Source organism: Paraburkholderia haematera, from assembly GCF_905220975.1.
In the GTDB taxonomy this organism is placed as follows: Bacteria; Pseudomonadota; Gammaproteobacteria; order Burkholderiales; family Burkholderiaceae; genus Paraburkholderia; species Paraburkholderia haematera.
In genome coordinates, this window is sequence record NZ_CAJNBK010000019.1 from 1 (window position 1) to 19964 (window position 19964).

Consider the following 19964-nt stretch of genomic DNA (forward strand, 5'->3'; position numbering starts at 1 on the left):
CGTTACCGGCGACGCACGATCGAGTAGGCTACTGCTGGCAGAACAGCAGGTCTTGTCCGATTACTATCGGCAAGACAGTTGCGATAGCGACCTTCAGGTCGCACCTGTATATATGTACAGTATATCCCGTCTTTTTACGGAACCGCGTAGCGCGCGTTGAGCGGTTCGCAGCCCCTGCAAGAGGGGGCGTTACACCACCACTCAGGTGAGCGCGAGCATGATGGAGGTGGAGACCACGATGATGAAAAGACAGGCGGCGGTCAGTATGTCATACGGATAGTTCATGGCGAAACCATTGGGTGTCGGGCGAATTAATCCATCATAGGCATAACCGTTCTGCGTGACTGTCAAGCATTGCAAAGGCACTGCTATCCGGCCGCCTATGATCCGCGAGGATGCTAAACGACGCGGGCGAAACACCTTCCGCGCTATCGCGCACGTCCCTTCGCTGCGGTTTTTCCTGTTGCAGACACAGCCGGCTCGCCCGCATTGCCGCAGAGCAATGCCACCCCCGCAACCGCTGTCGCCCGCAGTGATGCGCGCGAGTCGCCCGCGCGGGCGCGCAACGCAAGGCTGTGCAAAATCGCCGACGCGAGCTTTGCGAGGAGCGGCACTTGCGCATCGGCGGCCAGTTCGCCCGTGGCCTGCGCCAGCTTGAAGCGTTTCTCAAACGCCTTGTCATAAGTGCGCAGTCCCTCGGCAAGCGCTACGCGGACCTCGACGTCATCCACCGCTTCGACCGCGGCGGTGCCGATCATGAAGCAGCCGAGCGGATCGCCGTCGACGGGCAAGTACCACGCGAGCGCGCCGTCATAAACGCGCAGCAGCGCCTGCGGCAAGGGCCGGTCTTCGCCGAGCGCATGAACCATCGCGAGCCGGCCGGCCTCGATATAACGTTCAAGCGTGGTCAGATACAACGCATGTTTGTCTCCGAATGCGCCGTACAGGCTCGGGCGGTTCATGCCGGTCGCGGCGCTCAACTGATCCAGCGAGGTGCCCGCGTAGCCGCTGCGCCAGAACACGTCTCTTGCATCGGCGAGCGCCTGGTCGGAATCGTAGGCACGCGGGCGGCCGCGAGGGCGGACTTCTTTTTTTGTACTGGTCGGCATAAAAATATGGTTGAAGTGATTTAAATGCAATATAGTACAAAAACACCAACGACAGGGGATTCCCCATGGATCTGTACTTCTCGCCGCTCGCTTGTTCACTGGCCACCCGAATCGCGCTGTACGAGGCGGGGGCGCAGGCTGGGTACATTCAGGTCGACACGAAGTCGAAAAAATTGTCGGATGGCTCGGACTTCTATCCGATCAGTCCGCTTGGGCAGGTGCCGGTTCTGCGTACGGACGAAGGCTGGCTGCTGACCGAAAACACGGCGATCCTGCCGTATGTGGCCGATCATTTTCCGGGCGCACGGCTCGCGCCCGCCGCGGGCACGGCGCAGCGCGCGCGGCTGCAGCAATGGCTGGGTTTTATCAGCACGGAGTTGCATAAGGCGGTGTTTGTGCCGCTACTCGATGTGCGTGCGCCTGAAGACGTAAAGCGCTATGCACGCGACAAGGCCGCGTTGCGGCTAGGCGTTCTGCAAGATCATCTGGCGCAAAGCGAGTATCTGCTCGACGCGTTCAGCGTGGGCGACGCCTATCTGGTCACCGTGCTGAACTGGGCGTCGTATGGCGGCGTCGACCTGTCGCAATGGCCGGCGGTGGCTGAGTACTACAAGCGGCTGATGCAGCGCCCGAGTGTGGCAAAAGCCGCTGCGGAAGAATTCGCGCTGTTTAAGGAAGAAGTGGCGAAGCGCGCGAAAAGCTGAGGGAGGTTGCCGGCTGCGCGATTAGTCGTCGCTGTGCTGGCAGAAGCGGCGCCCCGGAATGTGCGACACGACCGCCTGGGCGATTTCGAGTGGCGTGCTTTCCGCGGGCACCACGCGGCGGCTAGACTCGGGAGTGTGCTTCATGGTCCATTCGACGAGTCTGTACGAGCGTCCCCAAGGGGGTTGCAAAGGGTCCGAGACCTTGCACGAGTGGATCTGGCGCACCCATTCGTTGCCGGGCATCGCGCGCAAATGCTCGAATACCGTGTCTTCCACCATCGTTTGACTCCTTCTTCGCAGGCATGCTGTCCATCTATCGGCGCGTCGGCGACACCCCTGGATAAAAAAGCGCCGCCGATGTTCTGGCGGCTCAACAGGGGATGTTGTGCGTCATAGTTACAGGTCAGAATTAAGCCAAACTTAAGATCGCGCTCAAAATCCCCGTGCCTGGTCCCTCTGCCTGATCGTCTCGTTAAGCCGCTGTTTTGCATGTGCGGTGATGCAACCCTCAAGACCTTGGGGAATTGGCCGTTATTACAGCGATTGGGGCCGCCGACCCCGCTTCGCCTCCGGGCCCGCATCATTGATAACGTGACGAATCTCGCTCAAACGCCGCTTTCAGACCGCCTTCGCTCGCTCGTCGATACTGTGCAGCACAATGAGCGCACGCTGCGCCGGTTCCAGAACGTCGAGTTGAAGTTGATCGGCGCGCAGGATTTCGCGTCGTTTCTCGACACGCTGTTTAGCCATCTGCCGCAAGAATTCTCGCTCGCGAGGGTGGCGTTGTGGCTCGACGACCGCGCGCCGATGTTGCTCGAACTGCTTGAGCCGGGCGCTTTGCATGCGCTCGACCAGCCCAATCTGAGAACGTCACGTGAAGGCGGTCTCGCCGCCCAGGGTCTATGCGACGCAGGGCGGCCGTGGCTAGGCAAGCTGAGCGAGCTGGACGAAACCGCACGGCGCGCGTTCTTCGGTGACGCCGGCACGCCGGCGAGCGCGATCTTGCTGCCGCTTGCCGCCGGCGATACCGTCAGCGGCTATCTGTGCCTCTGCAGCGACGATCCGGGCCGCTTCGCCGAAGGCATGGCAACGGATATTCTGGAGCGCTTCGCGAGCATCGTGACGGCCAGTCTCGACAATGTCGCGCATCGTGAGCGGCTCAAGCAGCTCGGTATGACCGATTCGCTGACCGGCCTCGCCAATCGCCGCTACTTCGACGAACGGCTGCGCGAGGAGATCATGCGCGCGGTCCGCTATGGCGTACCGGTGGCGTGTCTTTTCATCGATATCGACAGTTTCAAGCGTATCAACGACACCTACGGACATCAGACCGGCGACCGCGCGCTGGCAGCGGTGGCGGCCTGTGTGCGACAGCAGGTGCGGCTGGGCGATACCGTGGCACGCTACGGCGGCGAAGAGTTTACCGCGCTGCTGCAAGGCGATCGGGCCGATGCGCTGACGGTGGCCGAGCGCGTGCGGCTAGCCGTAGAAAGGCTGGATTTGCAGGACGATCACGGCGAACGCATCGCGTTGACCGTGTCGATCGGCGTGGCGGCACGCACGATTACCGGTGCGCCGGCCGATGCGGCCGCGCAGGGCCACGCGATGATGGAAGAAGCCGATCGGGCGATGTATCAGGCCAAACGCAACGGCCGCAACCGCATCGAGGCGCTCGTGAAAGCGGACGGCGATAACGCGCCGCGTTAGCCGTCGCCGCTGCAATGGCGCTGCACGATTCACGGGGCGACGGAGCGCTCCTCACGCATCCGGCGGCACCCCCAGCAATTGCAACGCGCCGCCCGTCACCGCGCCGAACACCGGCCCGGCCACCGTCCCACCATAAAACGCCTTGCCGGCCGGGTCGTCGATCATGACGGCGACGATCAGCCGTGGGTCGCTCATCGGTGCCATGCCGACAAACAGCGCGCGGTAACGGTTTTTCGCGTAGGTGGCGCCGACCTGTTTGCGCGCCGTGCCGGTTTTGCCACCGATCCGGTAGCCTTCCACGGCCGCGGCGCGCCCTGTGCCGCCCTGGCCAGTCGCCATTTCCAGCATCGAGCGGATCGCGCGCGCGGTGGCGGGCGTGGTGACCGCATGGCCTTTGCCGGTGGCCTGCGCCGCGTCATTCGCAGCCGCGTTTCCGTCCGCGTCCCTGTCGGTGTTTCCTTCTTTACGCAACAGACTCACAGGATGCAGGGTGCCGTCGCCGGCATAAGCGGTGTAGACCTGCGCGATCTGCAGCAGCGAAGTGGACAGACCGTAGCCGTACGCCATGGTCGCCTGTTCGATCGGACGCCAGCGTTTGTACGGGCGCACCTTGCCTGACGCGACGCCCGGAAAGGTCAGCTCGGGTCTCAACCCAAGGCCATATTCCTGATACTTGTTCCAGATCTTTTCGGCGGGCAGATTCAGTGCGAGCTTGGCGAGCGCGATGTTGCTCGACTTCTGCACTGCTTCGGCAACCGTCATCGCGCCATGATTCGACGTGTCGTGAATCACGGCCGGGCCGATCTTGTACCAGCCCGGCGCGGTGTCGATAATGCTTTGCGGCCGTACCTTGCCTTCGTCGATCGAGAGCGCGACGACGACCGGCTTGATCGTCGAGCCCGGCTCGAAAGTGTCGACCACCGCGCGATTGCGCAGTTGCCGTCCGGTCAGACGCGCGCGGTCGTTCGGATCGAAGCTCGGATAGTTGGCGAGCGCGAGAATCTCGCCATTGCGCGCATCGAGCACGACAACGCTGCCGGCTTCAGCGTGATGTTTGGCAATGGCGTCCTTCAGTTGCGCGTAGGCGAGTTGCTGAATGCGCCGGTCGATCGTCAGGTGGATGGTGTCGCCGTTCTGCGCGGGCACGAGCGGACGGGTTTCGGATACGACCCGGCCGAGACGGTCGCGGATCACTTCGCGCTGGCCCGGCACGCCGAGCAGTTGCTCGTTGGCGGCGAGCTCGACGCCTTCCTGGCCGTTGTCCTCGATATCCGTGAAGCCGACCACGTGTGCCGCCGATTCGCCTTCGGGATAAAAACGCTTCGAATCCGCAATCTGCGTGATGCCGGCGAGGCCCAGTTTGTTGAGGTGATCGGCAGTGTCGGCGTCCACCTGGCGCTTGAGCAGCACGAAGGTTTTGTCGCCGTTCAGACGCCGGCGCAGTTCCGCCAGCGGCAAATCGAGCAGCTTCGAAAGCGGCGCGAAGGCGGCTTCGTCGAGCAATTTGGGGGAGGCCCAGATCTCATAGGTCGCGAGGCTGACGGCGAGCATCGAGCCATTGCGGTCGACAATGCGCCCGCGCGTCGCATCGAGCTCGATGGTGCGCTGATAGCGTTTTTGCCCCTGATCGACGTAGAAGTCCTGATTGGCCACCTGCACCCAGAACGCGCGACCCGCCAGCGACGCGAACGCGCCGAACACCAGCAGGACGATAAATTTCGAGCGCCACATCGGCAGGCGCGCGGCCAGCAGCTGGTTCTTCGCGACGGGCGCGTACGGATCGTGCGACTGAGATTTCTTCTTTTGGACCATGAGTGCGGTGAACGAACAGCGATGCGTTGCGAACTGAAACCGGCAACGCCGGCGGCCTGTTGCGCGTGGCTGTCGAGCGAGCTCCTCGAGTGAAAGCCGCACGCGCGTGGCGTGCAGCGGGATTGGCTTGCGCCGCCCGAATCGGCGGCGGTGAATGCTTTTGCCGGCGGCGCAGCCATTCGGCGCCGGCCGCGGCAATCGACGCTGCCCTGATTGTAATTAAAACGTAATGTCGATGCGAGGCCAATGCAAGGAGATAGTTGCCGAAGATCTCAATGCCGCGGCGCATGCCCGTCATGGCGGCGGACATGACTTCGGCGATGCCCGCAAGCAGGTAGAGGCGGTGGCGCACCATGAGGGCAGGCCTTGGTGAGACCGCACGCGCGAGAGGAAAGTCGCCGCGTCGGGGCTTGCCGCAAGGCGCGCGATAAGCGTTCGCTGAACGGCAGGGCCTGCGCATTCGCCAAGCAGACGCGGTTGCGCCCATAGCCACGAGCGGCCACAAAAAAGCCGCGCGGACTTGAAAAATCCGCGCGGCTGGTTCGTTCGATTAATGCGTCGATTCCGACGCGGCGTGTTAAAGGGGCGCTCTCTGCCTGTAGAGCGCCTTCTTTTTTTATGCTCCCTTCACCTGATGTTCCCCTGCCTGAAGGAAGCCGGTGGCCTCAGGCCGGCAGGGCGAAGCTCGAGATCGCCTCGCGCAACACGCCCACCTGATCTTTCAGTGAATGGGCCGCGGCGGCGGCTTCTTCAACGAGTGCGGCATTTTGTTGCGTGACCTGATCCATTTCGCCGACTGCGCGATTGACCTGTTCGATGCCCGCGCTCTGTTCGCGCGAAGCGTTGCTGATCTCCTCGAGGATTTCGTTCACGCGGCGTACCGACTGCACGATCTCGCCCATGGTCGAACCGGCGTTGGCGACCAGTGACGCACCGGCTTCGACGGTATGGGTGGATGTTTCGATCAACGCCTTGATTTCCTTCGCGGCCGTGGCCGAGCGCTGCGCGAGGCTGCGCACTTCCGCGGCGACCACAGCGAATCCGCGTCCCTGTTCGCCCGCGCGGGCTGCTTCGACGGCGGCGTTGAGCGCGAGAATGTTGGTCTGGAACGCGATGCCGTCGATCACGCCGATGATGTCGCCGATCTGCCGTGAGCTGCTGGTAATTTCGCCCATCGTGCGGACCACGTCGTCGACCACGCGGCTGCCGCGCGTGGCCACATCCGCTGCCTGACCGGCGAGATGCGCCGCTTGCAGCGCGCTGTCCGCGTTCTGCTTCACGTTGACGGTCATCTGATCCATGCTCGACGCCGTTTCGACGAGCGCCGCGGCTTGTTCTTCGGTGCGCTGTGAGAGATCCGTGTTGCCGGCGGCGATTTCGGTCGCGCCGATATTAATGTTGTCGGTGCCGAGACGCACGCGCGAAACCGTATCGACGAGGCCGGCCTGCATGGTGTGAAGTGCGTGCAACAGACTGCCGCCGGTGTCGTTCGCCTGTACCGGCACCTGCGTGGCGAGGTTGCCGCGCGCCATCAGTTGGGCTGCTTCGACCGCGACTTCGAGGTCGCCGCCGAGCGTGCGGCGGATGCTGCGCAACACTAGCAGCATGACGACGGTGGCGATCGTGCCGAGCGTCACGGTGATGACGAGCCAGCGCAGCAGATTGGCGTAGAACGCGCGCTGCACGTCGTCCATGTACATGCCGGTGACGAGGTACCAGTCCCAGGGCGCGAAGTGCAGGGAGAAGCTGGTTTTCGCCACGGGTTTATCGCTGCCGGGCTTGGACCATAGATAGTCGACGAAGCCGCCGCCCTCGTGATTGCCTGCGTCGACGATGTCGGTGAACAGGTGATGACCGGCCGGGTCGGTGAATTGCGTCATGTTCTTGCCGACCAGTTCCGGCTTGATCGGGTGCATCAACATGACCGATTGCGAGTTGTTGACGGAGATGTAGCCGTCTTTGCCGTAGCGCATCGCGGCGAGCGTTTCGAGCGCCTGCTTTTTGGCTTCGTCTTCGGTGATCGTGTGTTGCTGGGCGAGGGTGTAGTAGCGGTTGACGATATGGTTGGCCTGGTCGATCAACGCGGTGAGTTGATCGCGGCGGTCCGAGATCATCGACGCGCGGTTTTGCCATGCGCCGAAGCCGCCGATCAGGATCAGGCCGGTCCAGAGGACCGCGATCATTGAGGCTAGTTTTTTGTTCAGAGTCATAGCAATGGGGTTTCGCTTTTGCTTTCGCTTTCGCGAGGTGGTCGGTCAGGGTGGTTGCTCTTTCACTTTTTCGCTTGCAGCGATTGGCTTGTCGCTTGCTGTGTTTACGGCTTGTTGGTGGTTGCTCCGCAGGGGAGGGGAAACCCGTTGTTTTTTGTCTGACTAATTTGCGGGGCTTGGGTTTGGCTGTGTTTTTATGGGGTTGGTTTTTGTTTGATTTCTTAGTGGTTCGCTAGCGTCTGGCTGCCTGTGGCGTTGGCCTTTCCTTGTTTTCTTATCGGTCTATTAGCGTTCCCCCTGTGCGGGGGGGCACCTACTTTTCTTTGCCTGCCGCAAAGAAAAGTAGGCAAAAGAAAGCGGCTCAAACCGCTAACTTTTAAGCGGGTCCCCCGCGCAGCCACGGTAGTGGTGCATCTGGAATCCGTGCCCTCGCACACTCCGCGTTAGTGACTAAGGGCTCATTCGCTCCCACTCCGCACTGCGTGCGTCGCGGATGGGTATGCATGGGAATCCAGGGGCTTCGTTTGGCGCCGGGGACCGTCGGCCTCACACCATCAAAAACGTCTGCGCACTTATGGCACCGACAACGGTGAATCAAATGTCGGCGTCTTGCAGTAGCAATGCAATGACGAGTCACGCTCGCGAGAAAAATACGGGTATCAAACGAAGCGAATGGTTTTACGAAGTACCGCTGCGGCGCGCGCAGCGCCGCCGGAAGAATGACGGCTTTGTCACCAGGGCTGAATGTGCGGGAACACAGATTCCAGATGCACCACTGCCTCCTCCAAGCCAGGGGACCCGCTTAAGAATTAGCGGTTTGAGCCGCTTTCTTTGCTTATCTTTCTTTGCGGCGGCAAAGAAAGTAAGTGCCGCCCCGCACAGGGGCAACGCTAATAGACCACTAACATAATAAGTGCAGAAATGAAATGATAAAAGACAATACAAAACCAAAAGAACCACCAAAATAAGACAAAAGAAAACAAAATAAAGACCACAACAAAACCAAGCCCAGTATAGGGAAATAACATTCCTCCACATAACGCCAAAAAAATCCAAACCAAACCCGCATTGCATGGAATGCAAAAAACAACACATTTCCCCACTTAACAACAACATCAAAAAAACCAAATACCACCCAGACAACCCATAAAAACGATTTCAGCTATAGTCGCCCATTTTCAGCCGCCAGCCGGGCAAAAAAAGAGCCTCAATAAGCCCGCCACAAGGAGTAAAGAAAATGAACGCCCGCGAACCCGCATTCATCTCTGCTTCGCGCAGCGCACGCCTGCGCCAGATGCTCGTCAGCCATGAACTCGAATTCATGATGGAGGCCCATAACGGTCTCTCCGCCCGTATCGTCCGCGAAGCCGGCTTCAAGGCGATCTGGGGTTCGGGTCTCGCGATCTCCGCCCAATTCGGCGTGCGCGACAACAACGAAGCCAGCTGGACACAAGTCGTCGATACCCTCGAATTCATGGCCGACGCCAGCGATCTGCCCATCCTCCTCGATGGCGATACGGGCTACGGTAACTTCAACAACGTGCGCCGCCTCGTGCGCAAACTCGAACAACGCGGCATCGCCGGCGTCTGTATCGAAGACAAACAATTTCCGAAAACAAATAGCTTCATCAACGGCGAAGCCCAGCCGCTCGCCGATATGGACGAGTTCTGCGGCAAAATCAAAGCCGGTAAAGACTCGCAGTCGGATGAAAACTTCTCGATCGTCGCCCGCGTCGAAGCGCTTATCGCCGGCTGGGGCATGGACGAAGCCCTGCGTCGCGCGGAAGCCTATCGGCAAGCCGGCGCCGATGCGATCCTGATTCACAGCAAACTCTCGCGCCCCGATGAAATTCTCGAGTTCGCGCGCGAATGGGCCGGCCGTGCGCCGCTCGTCATCGTGCCGACCAAGTACTACAGCACGCCCACCGAAGTGTTCCGCGAAGCCGGCATCAGCACGGTCATCTGGGCGAATCATCTGATTCGCGCGGCAACCTCGGCCATGCAGGCCGTCGCCAAAGACATCCACGCAAGCGAAACGCTCGTCAACGTCGAAGACAGCATCGCCGCCGTCAACGAAATCTTCCGTCTGCAAGACGCCGACGAATACTCGGAAGCCGAAGACCGCTATCTGTCGAGCGGACGCGCGGCCGGCGCGGCGATCGTGCTCGCGGCAAGCCGCGGCAAAGGGCTCGAAGCCGTCACCGAGGATCGTCCGAAAGTCATGCTGCCGATCGCAGGCAAGCCGCTCCTGCGCTGGCTCGTCGATGCGTTCAAGAAGCAGAGCGTCAATGACATCACCGTGGTCGGCGGTTATCGCGCCGATGCGATCGATACGGCCGGTATCAAGCTGGTCGTCAATGAACGTCACGCGCACACCGGCGAGCTGGCGTCGCTCGCCTGCGCAGTCGGCACGCTTGCAGGCGACACCGTCGTCTCGTACGGCGATCTGCTGTTCCGTAGCTACATCCTGCGCGATCTCGTCGAGAGCGAAGCCGCGTTCAGCGTGGTGGTCGATTCGTCGCTGACCGATCCGGAAAACGCCAGCGTGCGCGATTTCGCATGGTGCTCGGCAGCCGACGATCGCGGCCTGTTCGGCAACAAGGTCACGCTGCGTCACGTGTCGAGCGGGCAGGAGGCAACCTCCGCCATCGCTTCGCAAACGCCGCATGGCCGCTGGGTGGGGCTCCTGAATGTTCGCGATACGGGTCGTGAGCGCCTGCAGGCGGTACTCGGCAAACTGCAGGCACGCCCGGATTTCGATTCGCTCGACATGCCCACGCTGCTCAATGCGCTGATCGAAGCGGGTGAAGCAATCGAAGTGCAATACGTGCACGGCCACTGGCGCGGGGTGAACGATCTGGAGGATTTCCGGCGTGCCGGCGATTTCGCCCATGCGCAAGCGCCGTTCGCGGCAGCGGGCGGCAGCAAGACGAACGACGCTAGCGGAGCGATGCAATGATCGAGGCAGCACAGTTTGTCGAGGCGGCGCGCGAACGCGGCTTTGACTGGTATGCAGGCGTGCCGTGCTCGTATCTGACGCCGTTCATCAACTACGTCTTGCAGGATGAATCGCTGCATTACGTCTCGGCCGCCAATGAAGGCGATGCGGTCGCGTTGATCGCAGGCGTCACCCTCGGCGCGCAAAACGGCCGGCGCGGCATCACGATGATGCAGAACTCCGGCCTCGGCAACGCGGTGAGCCCGTTGACCTCGCTCACATGGACCTTCCGTCTGCCGCAATTGCTGATCGTCACGTGGCGCGGTCAACCCGGCGTCGCGGACGAACCGCAGCACGCGTTGATGGGACCGGTCACGCCCGCGATGCTCGATACGATGGAGATTCCGTGGGAGACCTTCCCGACCGAAGCCGACGCGATCGGCCCGGCGCTGGATCGCGCCATCGCTCATATGGATGAAACCGGCCGTCCGTACGCGCTCGTGATGCAAAAGGGCAGCGTGGCGCCGTACGAGTTGAAAGAGGGCGATTCACCAGCTCGTCGAGTGCCGGCAGCGCCGCGTTCGCAATTTAAAAACGTCACGGCCATTGAGTTGGCTTCACGTCACGACGCGCTGCGGAAAGTCATCGCGCACACGCCGGTCGAATCGACAGTGGTGCTCGCGTCGACGGGTTTTTGCGGCCGCGAACTCTATGCAATCGACGACCGTCCGAATCAGTTGTACATGGTCGGCTCAATGGGCTGCGTGACGCCCTTCGCGTTGGGTCTCGCACTCGCGCGTCCTGACCTGCACGTGGTCGCGCTCGACGGCGACGGCGCCGCGCTGATGCGCATGGGCGCATTCGCCACGCTCGGCGCGTACGGTCCGTCGAATCTTACGCACGTGCTCCTCGACAACGGCGCACACGACTCGACCGGCGGTCAGGCGACGGTGTCGTCGCAGGTATCGTTTGCAGGCGTCGCCGCGGCTTGCGGTTACGCGTCGGCAATCGAAAGCGACGACATCAACCTGATCGATGAACTGTTCGAATCAGCGCCGTCGCCTCATGGTCCGCGCTTCGCGCGACTGGCGATTCGCCGCGGTACGCCCGATGGCCTCCCGCGTCCCACTATTACCCCGCCCGATGTGAAGACGCGCCTGATGCGCCACATCGGCGCCGCTTAAGGAGTGTGCTTATGCTGCTGCTCAATCCAGGCCCCGTGACGCTCACCGAACGCGTCCGCAACAGCCTGTTGCAAACGGATCTGTGTCATCGCGAAAGCGAGTTTTTCGACTTGCAGGAAGAGGCGCGCACACGTCTGGTCGAACTGTACGGCCTCGACGCCAACGAATGGCAGGCGGTCCTGATGACCGGTTCCGGCACGGCGGCGGTTGAAAGCATGACCGCCGCGCTGGTGCCGCAAAACGGCAAGCTGCTGGTCGTGGAAAACGGCGTGTACGGCGAGCGTATCTCGCAGATCGCCACGCAATACGGCATCGCGCATGCGTCGCTGAAACACGACTGGATGCAGGCGCCGGATCTCGCGAAGATCGCCGAACGCCTCGACGCGGACCAGGCGTTCACGCACGTCGCGGTGATTCATCACGAAACTACGACCGGCCGTCTGAACGATCTGCAGGCGCTCGGCGCCATGTGCCGCGAACGTGGTCTGCGTTTGCTGGTGGATGGTGTCAGCAGCTTCGGTGCGGAAGCGATCGATTTCGCCGACGCCAGTCTCGACGCCGTCGCGGCGACCGCGAACAAGTGTCTGCACGGTGTGCCGGGCGCCTCGTTCGTGCTGGTGCGGCGCGCGGCGCTCGCGCAGGCGGCAAGCCGCACGTATTACCTGGACCTCGGGCGCCTCGCGCGGTTGCAGGACCAGCGCAATACGCCGTTCACGCCGTCGGTCCATGCGTACTATGCGCTGGTCGAAGCGCTGCGCGAACTCGCCGACGAAGGGGGCTGGCGTGCGCGCCACGCGCGTTACGCCGCGCTCGCCGAGCAGGCGCGCTCGGGGCTGGCTGAGCGGGGCATCGGCAGCGTGTTGCCGCCGGAGCAGTCGTCGGTGGTGCTGCGCGCGTATCGCTTGCCGGACGGCGTCTCGTATCCGCAACTGCACGACGCGTTGAAAGCGCGCGGTTTCGTCATTTATGCCGGTCAAGGCGGGCTGTCGGCCGAGCTGTTCCGCATCTCGACGATGGGCAACATCCACGCGGCCGACATTGACCGTCTCCTGGAAGGCTTTACCGCGTTGACACGCTAAGGCACGCGTTCAGGCGTGCGTCAGGGCACGTTCCAGTCGCAACCTGGTGACGACCTGGCGACGACCGGCCACAGGCGCACGGCGGCGTCACACCGGGTCTTTGTCCGGCGGTCCATCGGGCCGCTGCGGCTCCTCGGTGTGATGACCCGGCGACGGCGGCACGAGCGGATCGGCTTCCGGGTCCCGGTTCGGATCGGCGTTTGGATCGGGGATCGGACTGGTATGCATGTCGTAGCTCATTGCATCACCTTTTCGCTGAGAAGCGAGCTGAAAGCGGGGGGGGCGGCCGTTGGCGGTCGAATCCACCTGCACGCCGGCCGTTTCCTTCAATCGCAGGCGATTCAGCACGCGGACCGTTTCCTTCTAGCGTAGGCGATCCAGCACGTCACGGCCCTTACTTTTTCCCGCGGCGGCCCACGCTCAATTGCCAGTAGCGTTCGGCGGCGAAAACGTCGTCGTAATTGCCCGCGCCGAAAGCGCGCAGCTGGCTTTCATAGGCGTTGACCGCTTCGCGTTTAAGCTGGGTGCGGCGCGGGAGATCGATCGTATGACTCGCGCTCGGATAGGCGGGCGTGGCGACGATGCCGCGTTGCGCGAGGTCGGCGAGGCGCGCCTTCACGGCACCGGGTGTGCGGCGGTGAATCGCGTCCTCATAGGCGAACCATGTGAGATGCGACAGGCGGGGCAGGACTTCGCAGCAGGCTTCGAACACCCGTACATGATCCTCGTGATGCAGGCCGAGCGGCATGAGCAGCGTATTCGCGGTCGTGCGGTAGATGGTCTCTTCAAGCGCTGCCGCCAATCGGGCGATCGACGGCGAGTCCATGTATTGGTTGTCGCGAAACGGCATGCGAAGCGGAATCGCGTCGAGCACCTCAAGTGCGAGATTGTCTTCGAGCGTGCGGGCGTGGATGGCCTGATGGGCGCTCGTGAAACCCGACTTTTCATCCCATTCGGTATGCATTTCCTGCTCGGGCGGCGCGGCGAACACCGTGCAGACCGCGGCGTCGGGATGGGCGGCGAGTAGTGCGCCGCAACTGAAGACGGCGTCGTCGAAATGGGGCGAGACGATGAAAAGGCGTGGGCTGGTTTCGCTCATGAATGTGTGGTGGTTTCGAAACGCGCGGGGCCGCATTCGAAGCGTTAGTGCGGCGCGAGACGAACTTGCTGGATTGGCGGCGTCACATCAGCTTAGGCGGAATTGGCGCGGCTTGTGTAACCGTTGTGAGGTGCGCAAACCGCGTGCCTGGATGTTCCGGATGCTGCAAGGCGTCCCGTAGAAGCTCACCGTCCCGCGGGCTGCGGTTCCTGAATGTGCTCACCTTCTACGTGTGGTTTGACGGGTGGGTGTACGCTGGACGTCTGCGAACGCAAGCGGAACGCGTGGATTGACGTTTGCCGCTCACCTGTGAGCGATAAGGACGGTTAATCGCTCACAGGTGAGCGATTAACTGACTCTTTTCCTTGACCGGCCAGCCTGCACGCGCAGATAATAACGTTATTATCCGAATGCGCTGTAACCGCTCACATGGACACTATAAAGGCAGATAAGCGCTCACAGATGAGCGCTAAACGTTCGCGAGATCCTCTTCCTATGCCAGTTGCACGCGCGCTGAAGAAGTTGGGGGCCGACCTCGCGCTGGCGAGGCGCCGCAGAAGGCTGACCCAGGCATCGTTGGCTGAGCGCATTCAGACGTCTGTGGCTACGCTGCGCCGCATGGAGCACGGGGACGAACGCATCCCGATCGGAACCATTGCGCAAGCGTTTCTGGTGCTCGGCGAGTTGGACAAAATCAACGGGTTGCTCGACACGGCGGCCGACGGCATCGGACTGACTCTTATGAACCAGCAGTTGCCGCAGCGCGTTCGCAAAAAACGCGTCACGCCTGAATCGGGGGCGCTATGAAGCGGTCGGTTTTGCAACAGAGCGTCAAGGTCGCACTCGGTCAGGCCGCGCTTCCGGTCGGCAGCCTGACTTTCAATAGGGACGGTGCACGAGAAAGCTCAACGTTTGCCTATCACGAGACCTGGCTGACATCGGCCAATCGTTTCGAGATTTCGCCCGATCTGCGACTGGTGGAAGGTCATCAGTTTCGCAAGCCGTCCTCAAGAGATGACTCGATTTTCCATTTCGCATTTGCGGACACCGAGCCCGATGGATGGGGATGCCGGGTCATCGCGCGTGATCACGCGAGGCGTCGCAAGTCGGCACAGGAGAAAGGCGAGGAGGTGCCGCGCGCCGGGCTGACGGAGATGGACTACCTGCTGGGCGTCGACGACATGAGTCGCATCGGTGCTTTGCGCCTGATCAACGAGGCGGGTAACTATTTGCGCACCATCGAAGACGGAGGCCGCGGCACGCCGCCGCTACTCGAACTGGCTCACCTGATTGGCGCCACGCGCGCGGTCGAGATGAACAAGGAAACTGAGGCGGACCTGAGGTACCTGCGCGGTCGTGGCACATCTCTCGGTGGTATGCGGCCCAAGTGCACTGTTCTCGATGACGATGGGCATTTGGCCATCGGCAAGTTTCCAAGCATCAAGGACGATCGCAGCGTGACGCGCGGCGAGGTCCTCGCTCTTCATCTGGCTGCGGAGGCGGGTATCACAGTCGCGGAGTCGCGCATCGTCATGTCGGAAGAGGTTCCCGTGGCACTGGTGCGCCGGTTTGACCGCGTCGCGCACGGAGGCCGGATTCCATACCTCTCGGCCGGTTCCATGCTGCAGGCTTCACGGCAAGACGAGCATGCCTACACGCAGATAGCTGATTGCATCATCGCGCGTTGCGTCGACCCGAAGCGCGACCTTGAGGAGTTGTGGCGGCGACTTGTGTTCAATCTGCTTATCACTAACGTGGACGACCACGTGCAAAACCATGGTTTCCTGCACGTCGAGCATGGGCAATGGCGGCTCGCGCCGGCTTTCGACGTCAACCCGTTCCCGGATAAGGATCCCGAGTTGAAACTATGGCTGAATGAGGACTACGGCCCGGTCGACTCGATTGAGGCTGCAGTGAACGAAGCGGGCTACTTCAAGCTTGCTGCCGACGAGGCTAGGCGTGTCCTCGGCGAGGTCTATAACGCGGTCAGGAATTGGAAACGTGTTGCGAGATCGGCGTCGGTTGGCATGACCGACGCCGACCTCGATGCCTTTGAACCTGCCTTCGAGAACGGGCAAATGGAGGCGGTCGCGACATTGCTCTGAGCAGGGGGTGCACCGTGTTTCGAGCGAGAAAGTTACGCGCCGCTGCCCGCCAGCGCCGCTGCGCGGCTGAACGCCGTCGCAATGCTCGCCAGGATGTCGTCGCGCAACCTGGCGTCAGCCGTTCCCAGCGCGTACGACGGATGCCATGCCGGCACGATCAGGCGTCCCTCGTGGGCAATGGTTTGACCGAGGTATTCGGACAGATTGACGTGCGCGCCGGTCAGCGCTTTCAGCGCGGTTGCGCCGAGTGTGACGACCACGCGTGGCGCGACCTGCGTCAGTTCTTTTTCAAGCCAATACTGGCAAGCCTCGACTTCGCGCCGCGCAGGCGTGCGATGGACGCGCTGCCGGTCGAGCGTTTCCCATTTGTAATGCTTGACGGCATAAGTCAGATACAGCGCCTTCCTCTCCAGTCCGGCGCGCGCAAGCACGGCGTCCAGCAGTTGACCCGCCGGGCCGGTGAAGGGCTCGCCGTGCTGGTTCTCGTACTCGCCGGGCTGTTCGCCGACCACCATGATCGCCGCCGCTGCGGGCCCGGCGCCCGCAACCGCCTGCTTCGCGTTGCGCCATAACGCGCAGCGCCGGCAGGTGGAGAGCGGGCCAGTGGGCTCCAGCAAAGGCGGTGCCATCGCCGAATACTCGACCGGCGGCGCGCGGGGAACGGTGACGGCGGCGCTCTGCGCGCCGAGACGGCTGCGCTCGCGCGCGAGGCGTGCGGGCAGCGGCGGACCTGCTGGCGGCGTTCTCCAGTAGCGCAGCGGCACGGGCGACGGCTGGGCGTTGACGGCGCTGGCATAGTACGCGAGCCAGAGGGCCTCCGTGGGTGTGCTGGTGATGGCTTCACCGGTCATGGTGTTTGCCGGTAACGCGCGCTCGGCTGGTTCGTGTTCCTCCGCTGCCGGCCATTCGGTGCGCAGCAACATGCCGTTCCAGAACACTGCGCCGTACGGCGTGGCCAGCATCCATGTGGAATCGCCCATGCGAGTTGCGAACCGCGCGGCGGCGCGCTCCAGCAAGTCATGATGCGGCTCGTACCAGCCGACGAATTCGGGTGGCCCCATCGACGGATCACGCCGTCTGAACAAGGTGAGTGTCAGCAGGTCCTCGGTTTCGTGTTCGATCGCCTGGATGCGTTGATCGAGCCGCGCGCCGTCGGGGTCGTTCAGATCGAGGACGTGGCGTTCGCCGTGGGTCCAGCGCCATAGGACGCGGTATAGCAGCGCCCAGCGGTCTGATGCGCGGAAGCATGCGGCTGTTTTCAGCCAGGAGAGCAGTTCGCGGGGAATGGCGGGCGCGGTGAGGGCAGGGGCGGCGGCGATTCCTGTGTGAGAGGCACCTGCGGTAGCGAACGCGGACTCAGTAGCCGGCATGCCTGGCGCCGCAGTTTCACCTTCAGACTCAACCCACTCGATTTGCGATGGCTCGACACCTTGCCGCAGCAGCGCCCGCGAGGCGCGCCGCCATGCGGCGAAAGACAGTTCGATCGGAATACGTTTCATGCTGACACGCCGTGGATGCGCGCAGCGTCATGCGCGTACCCATGCGGCCCAAATACTGTATGGATATACAGTATCCGCCAAAACGCCCGCCTGGATCAAGTCCGCCGCTACTGCAGGGAAACTGGCTGAGTGAGACTCGGGCACATTCCGTGAGATCGGAATTGCGGAATTCAGCAGACTTCCCGGGCTCGAGGGCTCAAGGGCTCGAAGGGCAAAAAGTCGACCCGAATCGGACGTTGAACATACCGAAATCTCGGCCACCCATCTCGCAACGCCACCACGCTACTGGGCCCCTTTGAGAGGGGGCGCGCAGCTGTTGTTCGACTGGCGGCCATTGCCCGGGCAAGCGGCTTCGGCGATGCACGAAGGCATCCACTTCGTCTGACAATCGTGGCCTTCGCCGATGAACTCGAGCATCGGTGTTTGGGTGACCAGGCGCGCTAACTTATCCGCGAATCCGCACCTCGCGGCAATGGCCTCCAATGGGCCAGCGAACAGCGCATTGAACTCGAGGCAGGGCGCGTTAGGGGCGCAATTGCTGCGGACGTTTCCTTCACTGAGATACAGTCCGTAACTCGAAAGGGGAAGGTTCGTTTTTCCCGTCGAATTAGTGAGGTTGACTGAGCAAGCGAAGATTATTTCTTGGGCGACATCTCTGGGAGGTGTCCCGATCATGCATGCATATTCTTTATCGGTCAGGATCATCCCCTGGTCGACGCCCAGGAGCTGGGCGATCCTGTCCGCGTTGTTCCTCCCCAATGGCTGGTTGATCTGATACGGCAGTCGGTACTGAGGCGGCGCCAGGTTCGCCCATCTCGGGTTCGTCTGACAAGAGGACGGCCATGAAGCGTCCTTGTTTTGACTACCTCCACTCGTGACGGCCTGCGCGGCAAAGTATTGCGCCATTTCACTGTAAGGGCAGCTGTAGGAATTCTTGACAGCAGTAAAAAGGCAGTCGTAGACCTCTTGAGGGAGCGGCACCCTGTAGGCGGGCATGTAGGCAGCAATTTCGGGATTTGCAAAGTACAGGAGCAGGAAGTTGACGAGGTAGATCGGGGGCGCCAGAGGGACGCCGAACGGTGCCACAAAGGGATTTGGCGCGCCGGAAGCCGCTTGCGGGCCGGCTCCACGCTCTTGAGCGTCGAGACAGCCCGTCCACAGAACGACCAGGAAAACGAGCGTTATCTCGAGAAATTTCTTGAACCGTTTCATGGATCCCATCCCTCAGTCGCGTTAGCCTGGCGGCAGCACCTATGCGAACCTGAGGCTGCGGCTCCGCCGCGTGGATGCACTTCGATCCCCGCATTCGGTGCCCGGATGAGCGTCAACAACTCCGCACATCCACCGGCCAGCGCGCAAGAAGCAGATTGTGTCCCCGAAATCTATTCGCCTGTTCTGATTCAGATGTGATGCACTGCGTGATGCAGCAATGGAGCGAGCTGTAATTGTCTCCGGCACATCCTATGGAGCGCGTAGTCGCGGCGCCGGCGGAGCCAGTTCGAGTGAGGCATTTTGTGCAAGCGCGGCCGCGGCAGACATGATCATGCGTTGCATACGACTATACATCCGATCCGAAAGACTTTACCGGCTTGCTGCGCCTCGACGGTGAGTGGTGCGGCAAGAAGTACCCGACGGTAATCAGGAAACTCCCTGCGCGGCAGATGAGCCAATCCTCTTATCCGGACAGTTCAACTAATTGGCGTCTCAAATCAGACGAATTCGTTTCGGGCGTTGCCTGCGGGTACTCAATTTTTGAACAAATCGTTGATCAGCCTGGATATCTGGTTTCAACAATTCAATTCCCACACCGGTTCCTGGACGGCGCCACTGCGCTAAAACTAAACATTGCGCAAATCTTCCGGCGTATCCACGTCGCGCAGAATCCCGGGGTCGTCGACGTTCAACCGCATCACCCGCTGTGAGGTCAGCAGCGCGCGTGCACCGGTGTCGCCGTCGAGTGTCATCAGTGCGTCCCGATGTTCGACGCCGAAGCCGACCGGATGGCCGCGCTGTCCCTGATAGAACGGCGCGACGATCGAAGCGCCGCCGTCGAGCCCACGCGCCACCGCTTCGATCGTGGTGGTGGCGATGCGCGGCATGTCGGCGAGCGCGACGATCCAGCCTTCGGCGTCGCCACAGGCTTCGATGCCGGCGGCGAGGCTCGCGCCCATGCCTCGATTGGCGTTGGCGGCGAACACCACGTCACAGCCGGCATCGTTCAGAAGGCGCGCGAGGGCGTCCGAGCCCGGCCGCACCACGGCCAGCACACGCGTGACGACATGCAGCAGCCGGTGCGCGGCTTCGTGTGCGACCGGCGTGCCGTCGGGCATGTGCGCGAGCAGTTTGTTGTGCAGGCCGTCCGGGTCGAAGCGTGAGCCGAAGCCGGCAGCGAGCAACACGCCAGTGGCGAGCGAGGCGTAGGCCATGGACGGGCACCGGTAGAAAGGATGAGCCCGATTGTGCGATGCAACGCACCGGCAGGCAAGCACCAATGCATACGCCGACGGGCGCCACCATG

The 19964-nt window shown here is 62.1% G+C and carries 17 protein-coding genes; 7 read left to right on the forward strand and 10 right to left on the reverse strand.

Annotated elements, in window-relative coordinates:
* Positions 1-201: 201 nt before the first annotated feature.
* Entirely contained in the window at positions 202-360 is a 159-nt protein-coding gene (locus tag KHO23_RS25480; RefSeq protein WP_211614246.1) for a hypothetical protein, read from the reverse strand.
* Positions 361-428: 68 nt separating this feature from the next.
* The gene (locus KHO23_RS25485) at positions 429-1109 is read right to left on the reverse strand and encodes a TetR/AcrR family transcriptional regulator (RefSeq protein WP_211614248.1); all 681 of its coding nucleotides are present in this window, start codon (positions 1107-1109) and stop codon (positions 429-431) included.
* Between the two features lie 65 nt (positions 1110-1174).
* Between KHO23_RS25485 and KHO23_RS25490 the strand changes: the two genes are divergently transcribed.
* Complete coding sequence (locus tag KHO23_RS25490; RefSeq protein WP_211614250.1) at positions 1175-1813, forward strand: glutathione binding-like protein; 639 nt, start codon at positions 1175-1177, stop codon at positions 1811-1813.
* Positions 1814-1834: 21 nt separating this feature from the next.
* On the opposite strand, the gene KHO23_RS25495 is transcribed toward KHO23_RS25490, so the two are convergent.
* Positions 1835-2092: a DUF2866 domain-containing protein gene (locus KHO23_RS25495; RefSeq protein WP_120295794.1), complete on the reverse strand. Its 258-nt coding sequence runs from the start codon at positions 2090-2092 to the stop codon at positions 1835-1837.
* 312 nt (positions 2093-2404) lie between these two features.
* On the opposite strand from KHO23_RS25495, the gene KHO23_RS25500 reads away from it, so the two are divergent.
* Positions 2405-3520, forward strand: coding sequence for a GGDEF domain-containing protein (locus KHO23_RS25500; protein ID WP_211614252.1), 1116 nt, complete (start codon positions 2405-2407; stop codon positions 3518-3520).
* Positions 3521-3571: 51 nt separating this feature from the next.
* On the opposite strand, the gene KHO23_RS25505 is transcribed toward KHO23_RS25500, so the two are convergent.
* Both KHO23_RS25505 and KHO23_RS25510 read right to left on the reverse strand, forming a co-directional pair.
* Positions 3572-5332, reverse strand: a complete 1761-nt coding sequence (locus KHO23_RS25505; protein WP_211614254.1) for a peptidoglycan D,D-transpeptidase FtsI family protein — start codon at positions 5330-5332, stop codon at positions 3572-3574.
* 665 nt (positions 5333-5997) lie between these two features.
* Positions 5998-7542 (reverse strand): methyl-accepting chemotaxis protein, encoded by a 1545-nt coding sequence (locus KHO23_RS25510; RefSeq protein ID WP_211614256.1) that lies wholly within the window; start codon positions 7540-7542, stop codon positions 5998-6000.
* Positions 7543-8779: 1237 nt separating this feature from the next.
* Between KHO23_RS25510 and aepX the strand changes: the two genes are divergently transcribed.
* From aepX to KHO23_RS25525, 3 genes are read left to right on the forward strand one after another with little or no spacing between them, the layout of a single operon-like run.
* Positions 8780-10501 (forward strand): phosphoenolpyruvate mutase, encoded by a 1722-nt coding sequence (aepX, locus tag KHO23_RS25515; RefSeq protein ID WP_211614258.1) that lies wholly within the window; start codon positions 8780-8782, stop codon positions 10499-10501.
* The gene (gene aepY / locus KHO23_RS25520) at positions 10498-11664 is read left to right on the forward strand and encodes a phosphonopyruvate decarboxylase (protein WP_211614260.1); all 1167 of its coding nucleotides are present in this window, start codon (positions 10498-10500) and stop codon (positions 11662-11664) included. Before aepX ends, aepY begins: the two co-directional genes overlap by 4 nt.
* Positions 11665-11675: 11 nt before the next feature.
* Positions 11676-12743: a 2-aminoethylphosphonate aminotransferase gene (locus KHO23_RS25525; RefSeq protein WP_211614262.1), complete on the forward strand. Its 1068-nt coding sequence runs from the start codon at positions 11676-11678 to the stop codon at positions 12741-12743.
* An 87-nt stretch (positions 12744-12830) separates the two neighbouring features.
* Here the strand turns inward: KHO23_RS25525 and KHO23_RS25530 are convergent, their stop codons facing one another.
* Positions 12831-12983 carry a hypothetical protein gene (locus KHO23_RS25530; RefSeq protein WP_165614491.1) on the reverse strand — a complete coding sequence of 51 codons (153 nt, stop codon included), beginning with the start codon at positions 12981-12983 and terminating at the stop codon, positions 12831-12833.
* Positions 12984-13137: 154 nt separating this feature from the next.
* Positions 13138-13842, reverse strand: coding sequence for a PIG-L deacetylase family protein (locus KHO23_RS25535; RefSeq protein ID WP_211614263.1), 705 nt, complete (start codon positions 13840-13842; stop codon positions 13138-13140).
* Between the two features lie 495 nt (positions 13843-14337).
* On the opposite strand from KHO23_RS25535, the gene KHO23_RS25540 reads away from it, so the two are divergent.
* Positions 14338-14649, forward strand: a complete 312-nt coding sequence (locus tag KHO23_RS25540; RefSeq protein ID WP_236066993.1) for a helix-turn-helix domain-containing protein — start codon at positions 14338-14340, stop codon at positions 14647-14649.
* The gene (locus tag KHO23_RS25545) at positions 14646-15947 is read left to right on the forward strand and encodes a type II toxin-antitoxin system HipA family toxin (protein WP_211614267.1); all 1302 of its coding nucleotides are present in this window, start codon (positions 14646-14648) and stop codon (positions 15945-15947) included. Before KHO23_RS25540 ends, KHO23_RS25545 begins: the two co-directional genes overlap by 4 nt.
* A gap of 32 nt (positions 15948-15979) precedes the next feature.
* On the opposite strand, the gene KHO23_RS25550 is transcribed toward KHO23_RS25545, so the two are convergent.
* From KHO23_RS25550 to KHO23_RS25560, 3 genes are all read right to left on the reverse strand, one after another.
* Positions 15980-17446, reverse strand: coding sequence for a UdgX family uracil-DNA binding protein (locus KHO23_RS25550; protein ID WP_211614269.1), 1467 nt, complete (start codon positions 17444-17446; stop codon positions 15980-15982).
* A 282-nt stretch (positions 17447-17728) separates the two neighbouring features.
* Positions 17729-18658, reverse strand: coding sequence for a hypothetical protein (locus KHO23_RS25555; protein ID WP_211614271.1), 930 nt, complete (start codon positions 18656-18658; stop codon positions 17729-17731).
* A gap of 626 nt (positions 18659-19284) precedes the next feature.
* A complete protein-coding gene (locus tag KHO23_RS25560; protein ID WP_211614273.1) occupies positions 19285-19872 on the reverse strand; it encodes a nucleotidyltransferase family protein in 588 nt (195 codons plus the stop codon).
* Positions 19873-19964 lie beyond the last annotated feature (92 nt).

Excerpts from the sequence above, each read along its gene's own strand:
- aepX (WP_211614258.1), top strand. The coding sequence starts at position 8,780 with ATGAACGCCCGCGAACCCGCATTCATCTCTGCTTCGCGCAGCGCACGC.
- KHO23_RS25540 (WP_236066993.1), top strand. The coding sequence starts at position 14,338 with ATGCCAGTTGCACGCGCGCTGAAGAAGTTGGGGGCCGACCTCGCGCTG.
- KHO23_RS25545 (WP_211614267.1), top strand. The coding sequence starts at position 14,646 with ATGAAGCGGTCGGTTTTGCAACAGAGCGTCAAGGTCGCACTCGGTCAG.
- aepY (WP_211614260.1), top strand. The coding sequence starts at position 10,498 with ATGATCGAGGCAGCACAGTTTGTCGAGGCGGCGCGCGAACGCGGCTTT.
- KHO23_RS25495 (WP_120295794.1), bottom strand. The coding sequence starts at position 2,092 with ATGGTGGAAGACACGGTATTCGAGCATTTGCGCGCGATGCCCGGCAAC.
- KHO23_RS25560 (WP_211614273.1), bottom strand. The coding sequence starts at position 19,872 with ATGGCCTACGCCTCGCTCGCCACTGGCGTGTTGCTCGCTGCCGGCTTC.
- KHO23_RS25525 (WP_211614262.1), top strand. The coding sequence starts at position 11,676 with ATGCTGCTGCTCAATCCAGGCCCCGTGACGCTCACCGAACGCGTCCGC.
- KHO23_RS25485 (WP_211614248.1), bottom strand. The coding sequence starts at position 1,109 with ATGCCGACCAGTACAAAAAAAGAAGTCCGCCCTCGCGGCCGCCCGCGT.
- KHO23_RS25550 (WP_211614269.1), bottom strand. The coding sequence starts at position 17,446 with ATGAAACGTATTCCGATCGAACTGTCTTTCGCCGCATGGCGGCGCGCC.
- KHO23_RS25555 (WP_211614271.1), bottom strand. The coding sequence starts at position 18,658 with ATGAAACGGTTCAAGAAATTTCTCGAGATAACGCTCGTTTTCCTGGTC.
- KHO23_RS25510 (WP_211614256.1), bottom strand. The coding sequence starts at position 7,542 with ATGACTCTGAACAAAAAACTAGCCTCAATGATCGCGGTCCTCTGGACC.
- KHO23_RS25490 (WP_211614250.1), top strand. The coding sequence starts at position 1,175 with ATGGATCTGTACTTCTCGCCGCTCGCTTGTTCACTGGCCACCCGAATC.
- KHO23_RS25530 (WP_165614491.1), bottom strand. The coding sequence starts at position 12,983 with ATGAGCTACGACATGCATACCAGTCCGATCCCCGATCCAAACGCCGAT.
- KHO23_RS25535 (WP_211614263.1), bottom strand. The coding sequence starts at position 13,842 with ATGAGCGAAACCAGCCCACGCCTTTTCATCGTCTCGCCCCATTTCGAC.
- KHO23_RS25505 (WP_211614254.1), bottom strand. The coding sequence starts at position 5,332 with ATGGTCCAAAAGAAGAAATCTCAGTCGCACGATCCGTACGCGCCCGTC.